This is a genomic window from Acinetobacter sp. YH12208 (assembly GCF_013418055.1).
GTDB classification, from domain to species: Bacteria; Pseudomonadota; Gammaproteobacteria; order Pseudomonadales; family Moraxellaceae; genus Acinetobacter; species Acinetobacter pseudolwoffii.
Genome location: NZ_VPCT01000002.1, coordinates 39,309 through 56,745 on the forward strand (window position 1 = coordinate 39,309; position 17,437 = coordinate 56,745).

Annotated in this window: 32 protein-coding genes; 1 reads left to right on the forward strand and 31 read right to left on the reverse strand. The window is 44.7% G+C overall.

The window, feature by feature from the left end; genetic code table 11:
• Positions 1-105: 105 nt before the first annotated feature.
• Both FTU95_RS03080 and FTU95_RS03085 read right to left on the reverse strand, forming a co-directional pair.
• Positions 106-492, reverse strand: coding sequence for a hypothetical protein (locus FTU95_RS03080; protein ID WP_180077502.1), 387 nt, complete (start codon positions 490-492; stop codon positions 106-108).
• A complete protein-coding gene (locus FTU95_RS03085; RefSeq protein WP_005094125.1) occupies positions 485-742 on the reverse strand; it encodes a succinate dehydrogenase assembly factor 2 in 258 nt (85 codons plus the stop codon). Before FTU95_RS03085 ends, FTU95_RS03080 begins: the two co-directional genes overlap by 8 nt.
• Before the next feature lie 183 nt (positions 743-925).
• Between FTU95_RS03085 and FTU95_RS03090 the strand changes: the two genes are divergently transcribed.
• Positions 926-2,098: an acyl-CoA dehydrogenase family protein gene (locus FTU95_RS03090; protein WP_180077504.1), complete on the forward strand. Its 1,173-nt coding sequence runs from the start codon at positions 926-928 to the stop codon at positions 2,096-2,098.
• A gap of 60 nt (positions 2,099-2,158) precedes the next feature.
• On the opposite strand, the gene FTU95_RS03095 is transcribed toward FTU95_RS03090, so the two are convergent.
• The 29 genes from FTU95_RS03095 to rpsJ form a co-directional block, all read right to left on the reverse strand.
• Positions 2,159-3,649 carry an NAD(P)/FAD-dependent oxidoreductase gene (locus tag FTU95_RS03095; protein WP_180077506.1) on the reverse strand — a complete coding sequence of 497 codons (1,491 nt, stop codon included), beginning with the start codon at positions 3,647-3,649 and terminating at the stop codon, positions 2,159-2,161.
• A 221-nt stretch (positions 3,650-3,870) separates the two neighbouring features.
• Entirely contained in the window at positions 3,871-4,236 is a 366-nt protein-coding gene (gene rplQ, locus FTU95_RS03100; RefSeq protein WP_004281488.1) for a 50S ribosomal protein L17, read from the reverse strand.
• An 18-nt stretch (positions 4,237-4,254) separates the two neighbouring features.
• Positions 4,255-5,262 (reverse strand): DNA-directed RNA polymerase subunit alpha, encoded by a 1,008-nt coding sequence (locus FTU95_RS03105; RefSeq protein WP_005094131.1) that lies wholly within the window; start codon positions 5,260-5,262, stop codon positions 4,255-4,257.
• Positions 5,263-5,278: 16 nt separating this feature from the next.
• Positions 5,279-5,905, reverse strand: coding sequence for a 30S ribosomal protein S4 (rpsD, locus tag FTU95_RS03110; RefSeq protein WP_005094132.1), 627 nt, complete (start codon positions 5,903-5,905; stop codon positions 5,279-5,281).
• Between the two features lie 12 nt (positions 5,906-5,917).
• The gene (gene rpsK, locus FTU95_RS03115) at positions 5,918-6,304 is read right to left on the reverse strand and encodes a 30S ribosomal protein S11 (protein ID WP_004281491.1); all 387 of its coding nucleotides are present in this window, start codon (positions 6,302-6,304) and stop codon (positions 5,918-5,920) included.
• 19 nt (positions 6,305-6,323) lie between these two features.
• Positions 6,324-6,680 (reverse strand): 30S ribosomal protein S13, encoded by a 357-nt coding sequence (gene rpsM, locus FTU95_RS03120; RefSeq protein ID WP_004281492.1) that lies wholly within the window; start codon positions 6,678-6,680, stop codon positions 6,324-6,326.
• A gap of 105 nt (positions 6,681-6,785) precedes the next feature.
• Positions 6,786-6,902: a 50S ribosomal protein L36 gene (gene rpmJ / locus FTU95_RS03125; RefSeq protein ID WP_000867907.1), complete on the reverse strand. Its 117-nt coding sequence runs from the start codon at positions 6,900-6,902 to the stop codon at positions 6,786-6,788.
• Between the two features lie 20 nt (positions 6,903-6,922).
• The gene (secY, locus tag FTU95_RS03130) at positions 6,923-8,242 is read right to left on the reverse strand and encodes a preprotein translocase subunit SecY (RefSeq protein WP_171063316.1); all 1,320 of its coding nucleotides are present in this window, start codon (positions 8,240-8,242) and stop codon (positions 6,923-6,925) included.
• Positions 8,243-8,287: 45 nt separating this feature from the next.
• A complete protein-coding gene (gene rplO, locus FTU95_RS03135) occupies positions 8,288-8,728 on the reverse strand; it encodes a 50S ribosomal protein L15 (RefSeq protein WP_005094137.1) in 441 nt (146 codons plus the stop codon).
• A 3-nt stretch (positions 8,729-8,731) separates the two neighbouring features.
• Positions 8,732-8,908, reverse strand: coding sequence for a 50S ribosomal protein L30 (gene rpmD / locus FTU95_RS03140; RefSeq protein WP_005094139.1), 177 nt, complete (start codon positions 8,906-8,908; stop codon positions 8,732-8,734).
• A gap of 6 nt (positions 8,909-8,914) precedes the next feature.
• The gene (rpsE, locus tag FTU95_RS03145) at positions 8,915-9,412 is read right to left on the reverse strand and encodes a 30S ribosomal protein S5 (protein ID WP_004281496.1); all 498 of its coding nucleotides are present in this window, start codon (positions 9,410-9,412) and stop codon (positions 8,915-8,917) included.
• Between the two features lie 2 nt (positions 9,413-9,414).
• Positions 9,415-9,765 carry a 50S ribosomal protein L18 gene (gene rplR / locus FTU95_RS03150; protein ID WP_004281497.1) on the reverse strand — a complete coding sequence of 117 codons (351 nt, stop codon included), beginning with the start codon at positions 9,763-9,765 and terminating at the stop codon, positions 9,415-9,417.
• A gap of 14 nt (positions 9,766-9,779) precedes the next feature.
• Positions 9,780-10,313: a 50S ribosomal protein L6 gene (gene rplF, locus FTU95_RS03155; protein ID WP_005094142.1), complete on the reverse strand. Its 534-nt coding sequence runs from the start codon at positions 10,311-10,313 to the stop codon at positions 9,780-9,782.
• Between the two features lie 13 nt (positions 10,314-10,326).
• Positions 10,327-10,722: a 30S ribosomal protein S8 gene (gene rpsH / locus FTU95_RS03160; RefSeq protein ID WP_005094144.1), complete on the reverse strand. Its 396-nt coding sequence runs from the start codon at positions 10,720-10,722 to the stop codon at positions 10,327-10,329.
• 12 nt (positions 10,723-10,734) lie between these two features.
• Positions 10,735-11,040 (reverse strand): 30S ribosomal protein S14, encoded by a 306-nt coding sequence (gene rpsN, locus FTU95_RS03165; protein ID WP_004732275.1) that lies wholly within the window; start codon positions 11,038-11,040, stop codon positions 10,735-10,737.
• Between the two features lie 9 nt (positions 11,041-11,049).
• Positions 11,050-11,586, reverse strand: a complete 537-nt coding sequence (gene rplE, locus FTU95_RS03170) for a 50S ribosomal protein L5 (RefSeq protein WP_005094146.1) — start codon at positions 11,584-11,586, stop codon at positions 11,050-11,052.
• Between the two features lie 16 nt (positions 11,587-11,602).
• Positions 11,603-11,920 carry a 50S ribosomal protein L24 gene (rplX, locus tag FTU95_RS03175; protein ID WP_004281502.1) on the reverse strand — a complete coding sequence of 106 codons (318 nt, stop codon included), beginning with the start codon at positions 11,918-11,920 and terminating at the stop codon, positions 11,603-11,605.
• Between the two features lie 9 nt (positions 11,921-11,929).
• Positions 11,930-12,298 carry a 50S ribosomal protein L14 gene (gene rplN, locus FTU95_RS03180; RefSeq protein WP_005094147.1) on the reverse strand — a complete coding sequence of 123 codons (369 nt, stop codon included), beginning with the start codon at positions 12,296-12,298 and terminating at the stop codon, positions 11,930-11,932.
• Between the two features lie 91 nt (positions 12,299-12,389).
• Complete coding sequence (rpsQ, locus tag FTU95_RS03185) at positions 12,390-12,647, reverse strand: 30S ribosomal protein S17 (RefSeq protein ID WP_004281504.1); 258 nt, start codon at positions 12,645-12,647, stop codon at positions 12,390-12,392.
• A complete protein-coding gene (gene rpmC / locus FTU95_RS03190) occupies positions 12,644-12,841 on the reverse strand; it encodes a 50S ribosomal protein L29 (RefSeq protein ID WP_004281505.1) in 198 nt (65 codons plus the stop codon). Before rpmC ends, rpsQ begins: the two co-directional genes overlap by 4 nt.
• A complete protein-coding gene (gene rplP, locus FTU95_RS03195) occupies positions 12,841-13,254 on the reverse strand; it encodes a 50S ribosomal protein L16 (protein ID WP_004281506.1) in 414 nt (137 codons plus the stop codon). Before rplP ends, rpmC begins: the two co-directional genes overlap by 1 nt.
• A 3-nt stretch (positions 13,255-13,257) precedes the next feature.
• Positions 13,258-14,010, reverse strand: a complete 753-nt coding sequence (gene rpsC, locus FTU95_RS03200; protein ID WP_004281507.1) for a 30S ribosomal protein S3 — start codon at positions 14,008-14,010, stop codon at positions 13,258-13,260.
• Between the two features lies 1 nt (position 14,011).
• Positions 14,012-14,341 (reverse strand): 50S ribosomal protein L22, encoded by a 330-nt coding sequence (gene rplV / locus FTU95_RS03205; protein WP_001982638.1) that lies wholly within the window; start codon positions 14,339-14,341, stop codon positions 14,012-14,014.
• An 11-nt stretch (positions 14,342-14,352) separates the two neighbouring features.
• Positions 14,353-14,628, reverse strand: a complete 276-nt coding sequence (gene rpsS, locus FTU95_RS03210) for a 30S ribosomal protein S19 (protein WP_004281508.1) — start codon at positions 14,626-14,628, stop codon at positions 14,353-14,355.
• 19 nt (positions 14,629-14,647) lie between these two features.
• Positions 14,648-15,472 carry a 50S ribosomal protein L2 gene (rplB, locus tag FTU95_RS03215; protein ID WP_005094148.1) on the reverse strand — a complete coding sequence of 275 codons (825 nt, stop codon included), beginning with the start codon at positions 15,470-15,472 and terminating at the stop codon, positions 14,648-14,650.
• 11 nt (positions 15,473-15,483) lie between these two features.
• Entirely contained in the window at positions 15,484-15,804 is a 321-nt protein-coding gene (gene rplW, locus FTU95_RS03220) for a 50S ribosomal protein L23 (RefSeq protein ID WP_005094149.1), read from the reverse strand.
• A complete protein-coding gene (gene rplD, locus FTU95_RS03225) occupies positions 15,801-16,403 on the reverse strand; it encodes a 50S ribosomal protein L4 (RefSeq protein ID WP_005094150.1) in 603 nt (200 codons plus the stop codon). Before rplD ends, rplW begins: the two co-directional genes overlap by 4 nt.
• An 11-nt stretch (positions 16,404-16,414) precedes the next feature.
• Positions 16,415-17,053: a 50S ribosomal protein L3 gene (gene rplC / locus FTU95_RS03230; protein ID WP_005094152.1), complete on the reverse strand. Its 639-nt coding sequence runs from the start codon at positions 17,051-17,053 to the stop codon at positions 16,415-16,417.
• Between the two features lie 60 nt (positions 17,054-17,113).
• Entirely contained in the window at positions 17,114-17,425 is a 312-nt protein-coding gene (gene rpsJ / locus FTU95_RS03235) for a 30S ribosomal protein S10 (RefSeq protein ID WP_000070912.1), read from the reverse strand.
• Positions 17,426-17,437 lie beyond the last annotated feature (12 nt).

Here is a 17,437-nt window from a genome sequence, read left to right on the forward strand (position 1 = left end):
ATAAGTCATTATTATTTTTTGTCTGACAATGAAAGCGCGTTAATGATCTAAGTATCTGTTTTATTGAAATTTCAATCAAGTGATTAAAATAGCGTTGTCTGACAACTAGATAAGTTTGGTCAGAACTTTCAGGGATTTCCATTGTTTTAGCGGCAATTGGTCACACCAGATCAATAAAGGCTGAGCTTTGGCGTGCTGAAAATACACCACAATATAAGCTTGATGATCAACCACATGACTAACACATACCCGACAGGTGGGCCGAGATTTGGCCGTCAATGACCATTCACGTCCATCCAGATATTCAAACTGTTCAATCTGGGGCGTCTTGCGATAAAACAGCTGATAAATCACCAGTCCAATCGCAGCACACAGCAGCCAAATCGCAATCGGCAATAGCTGGTATAGCAGGTACATCAACAGTGCAAAAATAAAAAGCTGAAACGCCAGTGCACAATAACTGCGTTTCAGCTTGAAACAGCGATTATCCATGAACGTAAAATTTAAGCTTCTTGATCAAATCTTTTAATTCAGGACGCGGCGGCTCAGAGACTTCCATAAACCAGTCCAGCAGATCTGGATCTTCCTGATCGACCAACTCAGCAAACATCTGCTTTTCAAAAGGATCAGCAGTTAAGTAGTAGTTTTTTACGTAGGGATCAAAATACACATCCAGCTCTTTTAGACCACGACGCGCGCGATAAATCACTTTGCGCTCTTCTAAGGTGATGTCATCAGTCATCGAATTTCCCCAATTCGTTATAAACCGGAATAGTTTACCTGAAGCCATCGCTGAATTTCGAGGGATTTCATACAAATGACCAAAAGCATCAGCATATTTAAGTTATTTGAACATTCCGCTCATTGTTGCCGATCTATGCTTGACCTACTTTAAAGCAAACAGATCAGAATAAGGAATAACAAGATGCAATCCGCAGCCATTCGCCCGCTTGCCCCGATGCTACCCCGCCAGCTTTTTACTACCGAACATGAAGCATTTCGTGAAACCGTACGCAAGTTTTATGAAAAGGAAGTTATTCCGCATAGCGAGCGCTATGAAAAGCAACAGCATGTGGATCGAGAGCTCTGGACTAAAGCGGGTGAACTGGGGCTACTCTGCACCACCATGCCAGAACAATATGGCGGCTCTGGGGTAGACCGGCTGTATAGCATGATTCTGATTGAAGAACAGGCTTATGCTGGTGATTCAGCCACGGGGTTTTCATTACATTCAGATATTGTCGCCAATTACCTGCTGAACTTTGGCAATGATGCTCAAAAACAGCAGTGGTTACCCAAAATGGCTTCCGGGGAAATCGTCACCGCGATTGCCATGACCGAACCGGGAACCGGCTCTGACCTGCAAGCAGTACGTACCTCTGCAATACTGGATGGCGATGACTATGTGATTAATGGATCCAAGATCTTTATTACCAATGGCTATCTCTGTGATATGGCGATTGTGGTCTGCAAGACCGGTCATAGTGACAAAGGCTCGGCCAATCTCTCATTGATTATGGTCGAAGCCGACCGGGCCGGATTTAGCAAAGCTAAACCGCTGAATAAAATCGGCATGAAAGGCCAGGATACTTGCGAGCTGTTCTTTGACGATGTACGCGTACCACAAGAAAATTTGCTCGGTCTGGAAGGCATGGGCTTTATGATGTTGATGAAAGAACTGGCCTGGGAACGCCTGATTGTGGCAATTATGTGTCAGGCTGGCGCTGAAGCTGCTTTCGCACATACAGTGAAATACACTAAGGAACGTCAGGCCTTTGGCAAGAGTATTAGCCATTTTCAGAATACCCGCTTTAAACTGGCAGAAATGCATACCGAAATCGAGTTTTGTCGCGCTTATCTGGATCGCTGCATGGAGCTGCAACTCAAGCAAGAATTAGGCATCGATGCCGCTGCTGCGGCCAAATATAAGATTTCAGAAATGTATAGCAAGGTGGTAGATGAATGCCTGCAATTGCATGGTGGTTATGGCTATATGCTGGAATATCCAATTGCCCGGGCCTATATCGACAACCGTGCCAACCGGATTTATGCCGGTACCAACGAAATTATGAAAGAACTGATTGCACGTTCACTGTAAACTGGACGCATAAAAAAGGAGTCACTCAGGACTCCTTTTTCTTTAGTTCAATATCCGACTTTAAGAGACCAGACGCGGTTTATGTTTGAGAGCCTTGCTGTTTTTTTTAAATTTCAGCACCCTATCTTCAAACGAAGCCTGTTTAAGTTCCTTACGATCTGCAAGATAATTGTTGCTGACTTTCCACGGTGCATGTTTACCTTGTTTTGGCATCACATCTGCAGCACGGGCAATATAGCCCGAACTGAGACTACCCATCACAGTATCCTCTAGCAATTCAGTCTGATCACCCTGAGCGATGACTTCAGCATAGCCCTGCTGATCCATATAGTTCAGCAAACGGCAAATGTACTCAGCGGCAATATCCACTTTTAAAGTCCAAGAGGCATTGATATAACCAATAATTAGCGCCATATTCGGCACATCACTAACCATGATGCCTCTATACAGCATATGTTGTGAGGTATCGACAGGTTGACCATCAATCGTCGCCTGAATTCCACCAAGAATCTGGATATTTAAGCCTGTGGCTGAAACGATAATATCTGCCTCCAGATGTTGACCCGATTTCAGCTGAATGCCAGTTTCAGTCAAGCTTTCGATCTGATCCGTTACAACTGATGCCTGCCCTTCACGTAAAATTTTAAACAGATCACCATCCGGCACCACGCATAGGCGCTGATCCCACGGCTCATAATTCGGGGTAAAGTGTTTCATATCCACTTTACCTTTGAGCTGAAACTGCACGGATTTAAGTAACAGCGTTTTTAACAGTTTTGGCTGTTTTTGTGCCAAGGCATAAATTCCGCGCTGCATGCCAATATTCCGGGTACGGGTAATTTTATAAGCCACATCTTCTGGTAGATACTGCCGCATCTTTGCATAAATCATATCAATGGAGGGCACTGAAGCGATATAGGTCGGGGAACGCTGTAACATGGTCACATGCCCGGCGCCGCCTTTGACCATCGCCGGAACTAAAGTAATCGCGGTGGCACCACTACCAATGATCACCACTTTTTTGCCCTGATAATCTAAATTTTCCGGCCAATGCTGCGGATGAATGAATTGACCTTTAAAAGCCTCCTGATTTGGAAACTCAGGCTGAAAACCTTGGTCATAATTGTAATAACCGGTACAACTCAGTACGAAATTCGCAATCCAAATCTGCTTCTTGCCGTGTTCATCCTCAATCTCTACTGACCATTTGCAGGCCATAGAATCATAGTTGGCGGTTAACACACGGTGTTGATAATGAATTTTCGATTCCAGATTAAATTCATCTACTACTTCGGCCAGATAGCCCTTAATCGAAGCGCCATCGGCAAGTACACTGGCTTTTTTCCAGGGTTTAAAATTAAAACCAAAGGTCGACATATCCGAATCAGAACGAATTCCCGGATATTTAAATAAATCCCAAGTTCCGCCAATGCTGGCACGTCGCTCAATAATTTCAAATGAGCGCTGCGGACAATGTTTAGAAAGATGCGCTGCCAGACCAATTCCCGAGATCCCCGCACCCACAATTAAAATATCGATTTGCTTTTCCATATTGTTCTTTTACCTAAGCGATACTATCTGTTTTTATTAAATCACAAAATTGACAATACACAATGTCAAGTTTGATAAAAAGCCATTATTTTTTTATCTTTTCAGGCCAGATTCAGATTAGTTCTGCATGATGCAAATACCTGAAAATAAATTTCAGACATTAAAAAAGGCCGGTTTATTCAACCGACCTTTTCGAACAACTCGCGTTATTCTTCACGAAATTAGTTAACTTCGCGATCTACTAGCTCAACGTAAGCCATCGGTGCAGCATCACCTGCACGGAAGCCCGCTTTAAGAACACGTAGATAACCGCCGTTACGCTCTTTGTAACGAGGGCCAAGAACGGTAAATAATTTACCAACAGTTGCTGCTGAACGAGTACGAGCAAACGCCAAACGACGGTTTGCTACTGTATCGTTTTTAGCTAAAGTGATTAAAGGCTCAGCTACACGACGTAACTCTTTCGCTTTAGGCACAGTTGTTTTGATCAACTCGTGCTCGAACAAAGAGTTAGCCATGTTTTGGAACATCGCTTTACGATGGCTGCTTGTACGGCCTAATTTCACACCACTATTACGATGACGCATGGTGATAGTCCTACTTAATTAACGGCTACGATAGGCGAAACGATCGTCCATACGGAGACTAGCCGGTGGCCAGTTCTCTAAACGCATGCCGAGTTGTAAGCCTTTAGAAGCCAGAACATCTTTGATCTCAGTAAGCGATTTTTTACCCAAGTTAGGAGTTTTAAGCAACTCAACTTCAGTACGCTGTACAAGATCACCAATGTAGTAAATGTTTTCTGCTTTCAAACAGTTAGCAGAACGAACAGTTAGCTCTAGATCATCTACTGGGCGAAGCAAGATTGGGTCAACTTCTTCACGCGGCTCTTGAGCCACAGGTGCTTGATCTTTCTGAAGGTCAACAAAGATTGCAATTTGTTGTTGCAAGATTGTTGCCGCTTTACGGATTGCTTCTTCAGGATCTACAGTACCATTGGTTTCAAGATCAATGACCAATTTGTCAAGGTCAGTACGTTGTTCTACACGAGCGTTTTCCACTGTATAAGACACACGTTTGATTGGGCTATAAGAAGCATCTAACTGCAAGCGACCCACTGGGCGAGTTTCGCCTTCTGGGAAGCGTGAATCAGAAGTCTCGTAGCCACGACCTTGAGCAACTTTCAGACGCATTTTCAATGAGCCTGAGGCACTTAAAGTACCGATCAAATGTTCAGGGTTAACCACTTCAACATTATGAGGTAAACGAAGGTCAGCCGCAGTTACGTCGCCTGCACCTTGTTTCTCTAATGTTAAGTATGCTTCATTTTGATCGAACAGCTTAATCGACAATCCTTTTAGGTTCAGCAAGAGCTCGACGATGTCCTGCTGCAAGCCTTCCAAAGTACTGTACTCGTGCTCGACCCCTTCAATCTCAACTTCTACCACAGCTGCGCCAGGTAGAGAAGAAAGAAGGATGCGACGTAAAGCATTACCCAGAGTATGACCAAAGCCACGCTCTAAAGGTTCTAGAATAACTTTTGCCGAGGTCCCGCTTGCCGCTTCGACCTTGATCGCTTGCGGAGTTAGAAACTCATTTGCAGTACGCGTCATATTGCTTCCTCAAGGATTATTTAGAATACAATTCTACAATCAAGCTTTCGTTGATTTCAGCAGGTAAATCAGAACGATCCGGTGCAGCTTTGAACGTACCTTCTAATTTAGAATGGTCGATTTCCATCCAAGAAGGCATGCCACGTTGAGTTGCTAATTCAATTGCGTTTTTGATACGTAATTGTTGTTTAGCGCCTTCGTGAACTGCGATCACATCACCCGCTTTAACTTGGATAGACGCAATGTTAACACGACGGCCATTCAAAGTGATGCTGCGGTGAGATACTAACTGACGAGCTTCTGCGCGAGTAGAACCGAAACCCATACGATAAACAACGTTATCAAGACGGCTTTCAAGTAGCTTCAACAAGTTTTCACCAGTTGCGCCTTTAACACGAGCAGCTTCTTTGTAGTAGTTACTAAATTGACGCTCTAAAACACCGTACATACGACGTACTTTTTGTTTTTCACGTAATTGTAGTGAGTACTCAGACTGTTTACCGCCACGAGCTCCACCATGTTGGCCAGGAGCTTTAGCGTGTTTTTTAGTTTTTACATCAAACGGTTTAACGCCTGATTTAAGTTGCAGGTCTGTCCCTTCGCGGCGAGAGAGTTTGCATTTTGGACCAATATAACGAGCCATGAATGTTTCTCCTTACACGCGACGTTTTTTAGGTGGACGGCAACCGTTGTGCGGGATTGGCGTCACATCGGTAATGCTGTTAATTTTATAACCCACTGCACCTAAAGCACGAACCGCAGATTCACGACCAGGACCAGGACCTTTTACAAGGACGTCCAAGTTTTTCAAACCGTAGTCTAAAGCAGCTTTACCAGCAACTTCAGCAGCTACCTGAGCAGCGAACGGAGTTGATTTACGTGATCCACGGAAGCCTTGTCCACCTGAAGTGGCCCAAGCCAGTGCATTACCTTGACGATCGGTAATAGTCACAATGGTGTTATTAAAAGAAGCGTGAATGTGTGCGACACCTTCAGAGACGGTACGAGTGACCTTCTTGCGTGCGCGAGTATCTTTAGCCATCTTTTAGCTTCCAGAAATCTTATTTCTTAATAGGTTTGCGCGGACCTTTACGGGTACGAGCGTTAGTTTTGGTGCGTTGACCGCGGACAGGCAAGCTGCGACGATGACGAAGACCGCGATAGCAGCCTAAATCCATTAAACGTTTAATGTTCATGGAAATTTCGCGACGTAAATCACCTTCGGTCGGAACCTTAGCAACTTCTGCACGAATCGCATCAAGCTGAGCGTCATCTAATTCACGGATCTTAGTCGTTGGAGCAATACCCGCAGCAGCTAAAATAGCTTTTGAAGTATGGCGACCAATACCAAAGATATACGTTAGAGAGATAACAGCGTGCTTGTTATCCGGAATGTTTACACCGGCAATACGAGCCATTCAATTTTCTCCAAAAAGGCAGTAGATAATCAACCGCCCCACAAAAATCTTGAGGGGCGGATAATAACCCAATTCGCCTACAGAAATCAACAGGTCTTAATCAGATTAACCTTGACGCTGCTTATGACGAGGTTCTGCGCTACAAATTACGCGGATAACCCCATTACGACGGATAACTTTACAGCTACCACAAATTTTCTTAACAGAAGCTTGTACTTTCATGATGAAACCTCTAAGTGCGCTTATCCCTTAGGATGAGCTGTCGTTTTTCTCATTAACGTTTGATTATCGTACTGGTGCGAGGTGAGGTGTGACTGCAGCTGAGCCATAAAGTCCATCACTACTACCACAACAATCAGCAAAGAAGTACCACCCAAATAGAATGGAATACCAAATGAACTTTGCAACACCATCGGCATCAAACAAATGACGGTGATGTAAATCGCGCCAATAAATGTCAAACGACTGAGAATATGATCTAAGTAACGAGCAGTTTGCTCACCTGGACGTATACCAGGCACATAAGCTCCGCTGCGTTTCAAGTTCTCTGACACTTCTTTAGGACTAAATACCAGTGCTGTATAGAAGTAACAGAAAAAGATAATTAACGCACCAAAGAGCACCAAATACAACGGCTGACCAGGCGACAATACCAATGCTACATCTTGCAGGCTACGCTGAATAAATCCGGCATTCGGATCTGCACTACCCACCCACTGGCCTAAGCTCGCAGGGAACAACAGCAATGAGCTGGCAAAAATTGCCGGAATCACACCCGCCATATTAATTTTCAATGGCAAATGTGTCTGCTGTGCAGTAAATACACGACGACCTTGTTGTTTTTGAGCATAGTTGACCGGAATACGACGCTGCGCTTTCTCGATAAACACGATGGCTGCCAAAACACCCAGAGACAACAGACCAAAAATTACCAAGCCAATCAGGCTGGTCTGGCCATTATCTACAGATGACAAAGATTGCATAATTAAATTAGGCAATCCGGCAACAATACCCGCGAAGATGATCATGGAAATACCATTCCCCACCCCACGTTCGGTAATCTGCTCACCCAACCACATCAAGAACATGGTTCCCGCAACCAATGAGGTTACTGCAGGAATATAAAAAGCCAAACCAGTATTCAGGGTAATCCCCTGACTGATCAAGCCTGCACACATCCCGATCGCTTGTACAAGCGCCAGAAATAATGTGCCTTGTCGTGTGTATTGATTTATTTTACGTTTGCCTTGCTCGCCTTCTTTTTTCAAAGCTTCCAGCGAAGGAACCACTGTCGACATCAGCTGCACGATAATCGATGCAGAAATGTAGGGCATGATCCCAAGAGCAAGAATAGACATTCGTTCTAATGCACCACCGGAAAACATGTTAAACAAACCAAGGATAGTACCTTGGTTTGCATTAAACAGGTTTTCTAGGGCCGCATTATTGATGCCCGGTACTGGAATATGCGCTCCTAGCCGAAACACCAACAACGCACCAATGAGAAACATCATTCGACGAATAATTTCACGGTATTTCACATGAAATGGTTGGCCTTTCATCATGTTGACATGACCTGAAGAACTAGGAGTCATAGACACTGGGGATTACTCCTCGACTTTGCCGCCAGCAGCTTCAACAGCAGCTTTAGCGCCTTTAGTCAATGCAACACCTTGAACAGTGAATGCACGAGTAATTTCACCAGAAAGTACGATACGAGCACGGATCATGTCTTTACGTACAACGTTCGCCGCTTTTAAAGTTTCTAGAGACACGATGTCGCCTTCCACTTTAGCAAGCTCAGATAAACGTACTTCAGCAGTTTTCAAAGCCAATTGGCTAGTGAAGCCGAATTTAGGCAAACGACGATAAAGTGCTGTTTGACCGCCTTCGAAACCTGGACGAGTACCACCGCTCTTACGTGAGTTTTGACCCTTGACACCACGGCCACCGGTCTTACCAACGCCAGAACCGATACCACGGCCTACACGAAGGTTGTCACGTTTAGCACCTTCTGCAGGTGCAATTGTATTTAAACGCAGAGTCATGGCTTATTCCTCTACACTAACCATATAGTAGACTTGGTTGATCATACCACGGTTAGAAGGCGTATCTTGCACTTCTACAGTATGACCAATACGACGCAGACCTAAACCTTGCAGGCTCAGCTTATGATTTTTCAAGCGGTGCGATGCAGATTTAGTCTGGGTAACTTTAATCGTTTTCATGATTGATTACCCTTGAATTTGTTCTACTGAAAGACCACGTTTCGCAGCAACCTTCTCAGGAGTAGTCATATCACGCAAACCGTTGAAAGTTGCGTTAACTACGTTAGCAGCGTTAGTAGAACCACGGCATTTAGTCAAAACGTTACGTACACCTACAGCTTCTAGAACTGCACGCATAGCGCCACCAGCAATTACGCCTGTACCTTCAGAGGCAGGCTGCATGAATACGCGACTAGCGCCATGACGTGCATGAATTGGGTGCTGTAACGTACCATCAACAAGGTCAACAGTAATCATGTTGCGACGAGCAGCTTCAAGTGCTTTAGAGATAGCAGCTGGAACTTCACGTGCTTTACCACGACCAAAACCTACGCGACCATTACCATCACCCACAACAGTTAATGCTGTGAAAGAGAAGATACGACCACCCTTAACAACTTTGGCTACACGATCAACGGCAACCAGCTTTTCAACAAGACCTTCGTTTTGTTCAACTTTAGCCATGATTAGAACTCCAAGCCGTTTTCACGAGCAGCATCAGCCAAGGCTTTGATACGACCATGATATTTAAAACCAGAACGGTCAAATGCAACTTTAGTAACACCAGCTGCTTTAGCGCGTTCTGCGATTAAAGCACCTACTTTTTGAGCTGCTTCAACGTTACCAGTTGTACCTGCACGTAGAGTAGCGTCTAAAGTAGAAGCTTGCGCTAATACTTTGCCACCATCTGCAGAGATAACTTGAGCATAGATGTGACGCGGAGTGCGGTTTACACACAAACGAGTCGCACCCAATGCACGGATGTGCAAGCGTGTGCTTTTCGCACGACGCAAACGGGATTGTTTCTTTTCGTTCATAAGAACCTCGCGCCTTATTTCTTCTTAGCTTCTTTACGAAGTACAACTTCGTCAGAATAACGAACACCTTTGCCTTTATACGGCTCTGGTGGACGGTAACCACGGATATCTGCAGCAACCTGACCTAAAGCTGCTTTGTCAGCAGATTTAAGTACGATTTCAGTTGCAGTTGGAGTTTCAGCAGTTACACCTGCAGGAAGTGCATAATCGATCGGGTGAGAGAAACCAAGGTTAAGATGAACAACATCACCTTTAACCGCAGCTTTATAACCAACACCGATAAGCTGTAACTTACGTTCGAAACCTTCGCTAACACCTTTTACAAGGTTGTTAAGCACAGCGCGAGCAGTACCAGCTTGCATCCAAGCGTCTTTCGACTCTTGTACTGGAGCAATAGCCAGAGTACCGTCTTCCTGTTTAAGCTCGACCAGCGCATGCAGGTTGAAAGACAATGTACCTTTAGTGCCTTTCACTTCGACCTGCCGGCCGTTCTGAGTAACTGTTACACCATTCGGTACAGTTACTGGGGCTTTAGCCACACGAGACATGAGGAATCACCTATTAAGAAACAAAAGCAATAACTTCACCACCAACGCCTGCAGCACGTGCAGCGCGATCAGTCATGATGCCTTTGCTTGTAGAAACAATTGCAATACCTAAACCTTGCTTAACGCTTGGAAGTGCATCTTTACCGCGATACTGACGTAGACCTGGACGGCTTACGCGTTTCACAGTGTCAATCACTGGCTTGCCTTCAAAATATTTTAACGTAATTGTTAAAGTTGGTTTGCCTTCAGCTTCTGCAACTTCTACGTTAGAAATGTAACCTTCTTGTTGAAGTAAGTTAGCAATTGCAACTTTCAACTTAGAATTAGGCATAGAAACAGTTTGTTTCTTCGCCATTTGTGCGTTACGAACACGTGTTAGCATGTCGGCAACGGTATCTTGCATACTCATTTATAGTGCTCCTTACCAGCTTGCCTTAACAACGCCAGGTACATCACCTTGCATTACTGTTTCACGTAATTTGTTACGGCTTAAGCCGAACTTACGGAAATAGCCATGCGGACGACCAGTTAAACCACAACGGTTACGTAGACGTACTGGAGATGCATTACGTGGTAATGCTTGCAATTTCATCATCGCTTCGAAACGTTCTTCGTCTGATGCATTTACGTTTGCAATAACAGCTTTTAATTCAGCACGTTTTGCAGCGTATTTAGCAACAGTAGCTTCGCGTTTCAATTCGCGATTAATCATACCTTTCTTAGCCATATCGACCTCTTATTTGAACGGGAAGCCGAATGCACGCATAAGCGCACGGCCTTCGTCATCGGTGCGAGCAGTCGTAGTAATGGTAATGTCCATACCACGAATACGATCAATCTTGTCAAAATCGATTTCAGGGAACATGATCTGTTCCTTAAGACCCATTGAGTAGTTACCACGACCGTCGAATGATTTCGCAGAGAAACCACGGAAGTCACGGATACGAGGGATCGCAATCGAGATCAAACGGTCTAAGAATTCGTACATACGTTCGCCGCGTAAAGTAACTTTACAACCGATCGGCCAACCATCACGGATTTTAAAACCAGCGATTGATTTACGAGCTAACGTAAGTACTGGTTTTTGACCAGCGATAGCTTGCATATCTGAAAGAGCACCATCAAGGAGTTTTTTGTCAGCAGCAGCTGCGCCAACACCCATGTTGATCGTGATTTTAGTGATGCGAGGAATTTCCATCACATTTTTAACGCCTAAAGTCTCTAATAACTGAGCTTTAAGTTCGTCATTGTAACGTGTTTTAAGTCTGGCCATGGCCTATATCAACCTATTACTTCGCTACCGCCACTGATTCACCATTTGATTTGAATACGCGAGTTTTCACGCCATCAATCACTTGGTAACCAACACGGTCAGCCTTTTGGGTTGTAGCATTAAAAACTGCCACGTTTGAAATATGAAGCGAAGCTTCCTGAGTTACAACGCTACCTTCAGCGCCTGTAGCACGGTTCGGCTTTTGGTGCTTCTTCACCAAGTTAAGGCCTTCAACCTTAACACGGTCATTAGAAACAGACAGAACAGTACCCTGTTTGCCTTTTTCTTTACCTGCGATCACAATTACTTGATCGCCTTTTTTAATCTTAGCCATGATCGCCTCTTATAGAACTTCAGGAGCCAATGAAATAATTTTCATGAACTGTTCAGTACGAAGTTCACGAGTCACTGGTCCGAAAATACGAGTTGCAATCGGCGCTTTGTTGGTGTTCAAAATAACAGCAGCGTTATCGTCGAAACGAATCACTGAACCGTCTGCACGACGGATACCGAATTTTGTACGAACCACAACTGCATTCATCACGTCACCTTTTTTAACACGTGCGCGTGGAATTGCTTCTTTTACAGTAACTTTAATAATGTCGCCAACAGAAGCATAACGACGATGCGAGCCACCAAGTACTTTAATACATTGTACGCGGCGTGCACCACTGTTGTCTGCTACGTCGAGCATAGTTTCGGTCTGAATCATTGCCCTACTCCAAAACCGAGCAACACCGGTCGAAATTTCGAAAGGCTCAAAGAGTACTCGAAATTGACCGATGATGCAACAAGAACGTTAATTACTCAGCAGCTGCTTCAACAACTTCAACTAGAGTCCAAGACTTAGTTTTAGAAATTGGGCGGCTTTCTTTAATGGTTACAACATCACCAGCTTTCGCTGTGTTGTTCTCATCATGAGCATGTAATTTTGTTGAACGGCGGATTAATTTGCCATACAACGGGTGTTGAACTTGGCGTTCAATAAGAACAACGATAGATTTATCCATCTTGTCGCTTACAACTTTGCCAGTTAACGTGCGGACTGTTTTATCACTCATTGTCCGTTCCCCTGTTTTTCGGTAAGGAGGGTCTTAATACGAGCAATCGTCTGACGAGTAAGTGCAACTTCATGCGATTTACCCAATTGACCAGTTGCTTTCGCCATACGAAGACGGAATTGGTTAAGCTGTTGCTCATCAAGCAAAGCTGTCAACTCTTCTACCGACTTTTCACGTAGATCTTTAGTTTTCATTACATTACCGTCCGAGTCACGATAGCGGTTTTAAACGGAAGCTTAGCTGCTGCAAGCGTAAACGCTTCGCGAGCCAATTCTTCGTTAACACCATCAATTTCGTACAAGACTTTACCTGGTTTGATTTGGCAAACCCAATATTCCACAGAACCTTTACCTTTACCCATACGCACTTCAAGCGGCTTAGAAGTAATCGGTTTGTCCGGGAATACACGGATAAAGATCTTACCACCACGCTTAATACGACGGCTAATTGTACGACGCGCTGCTTCAATTTGACGCGCAGTCATTTGACCACGTTCAACTGATTTAAGTGCAATAGTACCGAAAGATACTGTGCTACCGCGGTGTGCTAGACCAGTGTTACGGCCTTTCTGCACTTTACGGAATTTAGTACGCTTAGGTTGCAACATGGATTATTCTCCTTTTTCAGCAGAACGATCATTGCGACGACCACGACGCTCTTGACCTTCACCACGACCACGACCGCGTTTAGCTGGACGTTCTTCTGCTGGAGCTGGGTTCATGACTTGTTTCATGCCGCCCAAGATCTCACCACGGAAGATCCAAACTTTAACACCAATCGTACCGTAAGTAGTCTCAGCACGCATAGTCGCATAGTCGATATCTGCACGAAGCGTATGTAGAGGTACACGACCTTCACGATACCACTCAGTACGAGCAATCTCAGCACCACCTAAACGGCCTGAAACTTCTACTTTGATACCTTTAGCACCAGCACGCATTGTATTTTGTACCGCACGCTTCATAGCACGACGGAACATTACACGTTTTTCCAATTGAGAAGCGATTGCTTCAGCAACTAGACGCGCGTCTAAGTCTGGACGATCAATTTCATTGATACTTACTTGCGCAGGAACACCCATGATAGATGTTAATTCGCGTTGTAGTTTCTCAATATCTTCGCCTTTTTTACCGATTACGATACCAGGACGCGCAGTGCTAATAGTTACTTTAGCAGCGCCTGTAGGACGTTCGATAAGAATGTTGCTGATCATCGCGTTTTTAAGTTTTTTGATTAAAAACTCACGAACTTGAAGATCTTTAAGCAAGTATTCAGCGTATTGTTTCGGATTCGCATACCAGTTAGCGTTATGACGTTTCACAACACCTAGGCGGATACCGATTGGATGAACCTTCTGACCCATATCAAACCCCTACCTTAACGGTGATGTGACAAGTACGCTTAGTAATACGATCTGCACGGCCTTTAGCACGTGGCATAATACGTTTCAGGCTCATGCCTTCATCAACGTAGATCGTAGAAACTTTAAGGTCGTCTACATCTAAACTGTTATTGTGTTCAGCGTTTGCAATTGCAGATTCCAACGCTTTCTTAACTAGAACTGCAGCTTTTTTGTTGCTGAAGTTAAGGATGTTAAGCGCGTGCGCAACAGATTTGCCGCGGATAAGATCTGCAACCAAACGAGCTTTTTGTGCCGAGATAGCGGCACCGCGTAATTTAGCAGTTACTTCCATCATAGCACCCATTAACGTTTAGATTTCTTGTCAACACCGTGACCGCGATAGGTACGAGTTGGTGCAAATTCACCAAGCTTGTGACCAACCATGTGTTCAGAAACGATCACAGGAACGTGGTTACGGCCATTGTGTACAGAAATTGTTAAACCAACAAAATCCGGTAGGATCATCGAACGACGCGACCAAGTTTTGATCGGCTTACGGTTATTAGCCGCGATAGCCGCTTCAACCTTAGCGAACAAGTGCGCATCGACGAATGGGCCTTTTTTCAGAGAACGAGGCATTGTCAGATTCCTTTACTTGTTACTTAACGCGACGGTCGCGAATGATCATCTTAGTCGTACGCTTATTGGTACGTGTCTTGTACCCTTTAGCTTTTTGACCCCATGGGCTTACAGGTTGAATACCTTTGTTACGCCCTTCACCACCACCGTGCGGATGGTCAACCGGGTTCATTGCCATACCACGAACGGTAGGACGAACACCACGCCAGCGCGATGCACCAGCTTTACCAAGCGAACGAAGGTTGCTTTCCGAGTTAGATACTTCACCTAACACAGCGCGACATTCAACGTGAATTTTACGCATCTCGCCTGAACGTAGACGAACGATAGCGTAAGAACCGTCACGACCCAACAGCTGAACTGAAGTACCAGCTGAACGAGCAATCTGCGCGCCTTTACCGATTTTAAGTTCGATGTTGTGAAGAGTAGAACCGATTGGCATGTTGCGAAGCGGCAAGCAGTTACCTGGACGAATTGGAGCATCGTTACCAGACTGTACTTTATCGCCAGCGCGAAGGCCTTTAGGAGCGATGATATAACGACGTTCACCATCAGCATACAATACAAGTGCAATGTGTGCAGTACGGTTAGGATCGTATTCGATACGCTCTACAGTTGCAGGAATACCATCTTTGTTACGTTTAAAGTCAACTAGACGGTAGTGCTGCTTATGACCGCCACCAACGTGACGAGTCGTGATGTGACCGTTGTTGTTACGGCCGCCAGTACGTTTTTTAGCTTCAACCAACGGAGAGTACGGTGCGCCTTTGTGAAGGTGATCATGAACCACTTTCTCTACAAAGCGACGTCCTGGAGACGTTGGCTTACATTTTTGAATAGGCATAATTCTCGTCCTTATTCCGCTGTGCTTTCAGCGGTATCGCCCAAGTCAGCCATTTCAACATCTTGGCCAGCTTTCAGGGTGACGTATGCTTTTTTAACATCAGAACGACGTCCTAATGTTTTACCAAAGCGTTTAGACTTACCTTTAGTGATAGTCGTGTTAACTTTAACAACTTCTACACCAAAGAGTTGTTCCACTGCTTTTTTGATTTCAAGCTTGTTTGCATTGATAGCAACTTTAAACACTTGAACACCAGCAGTTTCACCTAAAACTTGTGCTTTTTCTGAGAATACAGGTCCTTGCAGGACTTGATAGATACGTTCGTTGTTCATCCGAGTTCTACCTCAATTTTCTTAGCAGCAGCTACAGACATAACAACTTTGTCGAACGCAATCAAGCTAACCGGATCGATTGCAGCAGCATCAACCACATCTACGTGTGGAATATTGCGTGCAGCAAGATACAAGTTCTCATCAACAGCATCGGTAACGATCAATGCACGAGTTGCATTCAAGTCGTTAAGCTTTGCAAGCAATTCTTTAGTTTTTGGAGCTGCAACAGCAAACTCATCAACTAAAATTAGGCGATCTTGACGAACAAGTTCAGCCATGATGCATTGCATAGCACCGCGGTACATTTTACGGTTTACTTTTTGAGACCAGTCTTGTGGACGAGCAGCAAAAGTTTTACCACCGCCAACCCAGATTGGGCTACGAATAGAACCAGCACGAGCACGGCCAGTACCTTTTTGACGGAATGGCTTGCGGCCACCGCCAGAAACGTCTGCACGTGATTTCTGAGCTTTTGAACCTTGACGGCCACCAGCTAAATAAGCTGTAACCACTTGGTGAACAAGAGCTTCATTAAATTCACGACCGAACGCAACTTCTGATAATTCAACAGCAGAGCCGGAAACAGTATTTAAATTCACGTTATTTCCCCTCAGGCCTTGATCGTAGGACGAACGATTACGTCGCCACCAGTAGCACCAGGAACCGCGCCTTTAACAACAAGAACTGAACGTTCTGTGTCGATAGCAACGATCTCAAGACCCTGTGTAGTTACGCGTTCAGCACCTAAATGGCCAGCCATTTTTTTGCCTTTGAATACGCGACCAGGAGTCTGGTTTTGACCAGTAGAACCTAAAACACGGTGAGAAAGCGAGTTACCGTGAGTTGCATCTTGCGTACGGAAGTTCCAACGCTTAACACCACCCTGGAAACCTTTACCTTTAGATTGACCAGTTACGTCAACAACTTGACCAACCTGGAACAATTCAACGGTAAGCGTACCACCAACTTCACGACCTTCAAGATCAGCTTCTGTAGCGCGGAATTCTTGAACTAGACGACCAGCTGCAACACCTGCTTTCGCGAAGTGGCCTTTCTGAGCGTTAGTTACGCGAGATTCGCGACGTTCACCAGTAGTGATTTGAATCGCTTGATAACCATCAGTTTCAAGCGTTTTGATTTGAGTGATGCGGTTAGGATCAACCTCAATCACTGTAACAGGCACAGAAACACCAGCATCTGTAAAGATACGTGTCATACCGCACTTGCGACCGACTAAACCAATAGCCATGTGCATAAACCTCTAAAAAAGCGGCCTAATTAACTTAGAGTGTTAATTAACCCGAAAGCCTTAACCCAATGCGATCTGAACATCAACACCAGCTGCAAGATCTAACTTCATCAATGCATCTACAGTTTTGTCTGTAGGTTGAACGATGTCGATCAAACGCTTGTAAGTACGAATTTCGTACTGGTCACGCGCGTCTTTGTTTACGTGTGGTGATGTTAAAACGTTAAAACGTTCAATGCGTGTTGGCATTGGAATTGGACCACACACTTGTGCGCCAGTACGTTTTGCGGTTTCTACGATTTCTTGAGCAGATTGATCAATCAGGCGATGATCAAAAGACTTAAGACGGATACGAATTCTCTGGTTAGACATACCAGTAAACTC

What these genes read in the sequence shown, in the direction of transcription:
- rplF (WP_005094142.1), bottom strand. Translation starts at nt 10,313, where the DNA reads ATGTCTCGTGTGGCTAAAGCCCCAGTAACTGTACCGAATGGTGTAACA.
- rpsC (WP_004281507.1), bottom strand. Translation starts at nt 14,010, where the DNA reads ATGGGTCAGAAGGTTCATCCAATCGGTATCCGCCTAGGTGTTGTGAAA.
- rplC (WP_005094152.1), bottom strand. Translation starts at nt 17,053, where the DNA reads ATGGCTATTGGTTTAGTCGGTCGCAAGTGCGGTATGACACGTATCTTT.
- rplW (WP_005094149.1), bottom strand. Translation starts at nt 15,804, where the DNA reads ATGAACAACGAACGTATCTATCAAGTCCTGCAAGGACCTGTATTCTCA.
- rpsD (WP_005094132.1), bottom strand. Translation starts at nt 5,905, where the DNA reads ATGGCTCGTTATATTGGTCCAAAATGCAAACTCTCTCGCCGCGAAGGG.
- rpsQ (WP_004281504.1), bottom strand. Translation starts at nt 12,647, where the DNA reads ATGAGTGATAAAACAGTCCGCACGTTAACTGGCAAAGTTGTAAGCGAC.
- rplO (WP_005094137.1), bottom strand. Translation starts at nt 8,728, where the DNA reads ATGACTCTGCGTTTAAATACAATTGCACCTGCAGAAGGTGCTAAACGT.
- FTU95_RS03095 (WP_180077506.1), bottom strand. Translation starts at nt 3,649, where the DNA reads ATGGAAAAGCAAATCGATATTTTAATTGTGGGTGCGGGGATCTCGGGA.
- rpsK (WP_004281491.1), bottom strand. Translation starts at nt 6,304, where the DNA reads ATGGCTAAAGATACTCGCGCACGCAAGAAGGTCACTCGTACCGTCTCT.
- FTU95_RS03080 (WP_180077502.1), bottom strand. Translation starts at nt 492, where the DNA reads ATGGATAATCGCTGTTTCAAGCTGAAACGCAGTTATTGTGCACTGGCG.
- rplQ (WP_004281488.1), bottom strand. Translation starts at nt 4,236, where the DNA reads ATGCGTCATCGTAATAGTGGTGTGAAATTAGGCCGTACAAGCAGCCAT.
- rpmJ (WP_000867907.1), bottom strand. Translation starts at nt 6,902, where the DNA reads ATGAAAGTACAAGCTTCTGTTAAGAAAATTTGTGGTAGCTGTAAAGTT.
- rplB (WP_005094148.1), bottom strand. Translation starts at nt 15,472, where the DNA reads ATGCCTATTCAAAAATGTAAGCCAACGTCTCCAGGACGTCGCTTTGTA.
- FTU95_RS03090 (WP_180077504.1), top strand. Translation starts at nt 926, where the DNA reads ATGCAATCCGCAGCCATTCGCCCGCTTGCCCCGATGCTACCCCGCCAG.
- rpsJ (WP_000070912.1), bottom strand. Translation starts at nt 17,425, where the DNA reads ATGTCTAACCAGAGAATTCGTATCCGTCTTAAGTCTTTTGATCATCGC.
- rplX (WP_004281502.1), bottom strand. Translation starts at nt 11,920, where the DNA reads ATGGCTAAGATTAAAAAAGGCGATCAAGTAATTGTGATCGCAGGTAAA.
- rpsS (WP_004281508.1), bottom strand. Translation starts at nt 14,628, where the DNA reads ATGCCTCGTTCTCTGAAAAAAGGCCCATTCGTCGATGCGCACTTGTTC.
- rplN (WP_005094147.1), bottom strand. Translation starts at nt 12,298, where the DNA reads ATGATTCAGACCGAAACTATGCTCGACGTAGCAGACAACAGTGGTGCA.
- rplV (WP_001982638.1), bottom strand. Translation starts at nt 14,341, where the DNA reads ATGGAAGTAACTGCTAAATTACGCGGTGCCGCTATCTCGGCACAAAAA.
- rpsN (WP_004732275.1), bottom strand. Translation starts at nt 11,040, where the DNA reads ATGGCTAAGAAAGGTATGATTAATCGCGAATTGAAACGCGAAGCTACT.
- rpmC (WP_004281505.1), bottom strand. Translation starts at nt 12,841, where the DNA reads ATGAAAACTAAAGATCTACGTGAAAAGTCGGTAGAAGAGTTGACAGCT.
- rpsM (WP_004281492.1), bottom strand. Translation starts at nt 6,680, where the DNA reads ATGGCTCGTATTGCCGGTGTAAACATTCCGGATAACAAGCACGCTGTT.
- secY (WP_171063316.1), bottom strand. Translation starts at nt 8,242, where the DNA reads ATGAAAGGCCAACCATTTCATGTGAAATACCGTGAAATTATTCGTCGA.
- rplR (WP_004281497.1), bottom strand. Translation starts at nt 9,765, where the DNA reads ATGAACGAAAAGAAACAATCCCGTTTGCGTCGTGCGAAAAGCACACGC.
- rpmD (WP_005094139.1), bottom strand. Translation starts at nt 8,908, where the DNA reads ATGAAAACGATTAAAGTTACCCAGACTAAATCTGCATCGCACCGCTTG.
- rpsH (WP_005094144.1), bottom strand. Translation starts at nt 10,722, where the DNA reads ATGAGTATGCAAGATACCGTTGCCGACATGCTAACACGTGTTCGTAAC.
- FTU95_RS03105 (WP_005094131.1), bottom strand. Translation starts at nt 5,262, where the DNA reads ATGACGCGTACTGCAAATGAGTTTCTAACTCCGCAAGCGATCAAGGTC.
- rplE (WP_005094146.1), bottom strand. Translation starts at nt 11,586, where the DNA reads ATGGCCAGACTTAAAACACGTTACAATGACGAACTTAAAGCTCAGTTA.
- rpsE (WP_004281496.1), bottom strand. Translation starts at nt 9,412, where the DNA reads ATGGCTAAAGTTGAACAAAACGAAGGTCTTGTTGAAAAGCTGGTTGCC.
- rplP (WP_004281506.1), bottom strand. Translation starts at nt 13,254, where the DNA reads ATGTTGCAACCTAAGCGTACTAAATTCCGTAAAGTGCAGAAAGGCCGT.
- FTU95_RS03085 (WP_005094125.1), bottom strand. Translation starts at nt 742, where the DNA reads ATGACTGATGACATCACCTTAGAAGAGCGCAAAGTGATTTATCGCGCG.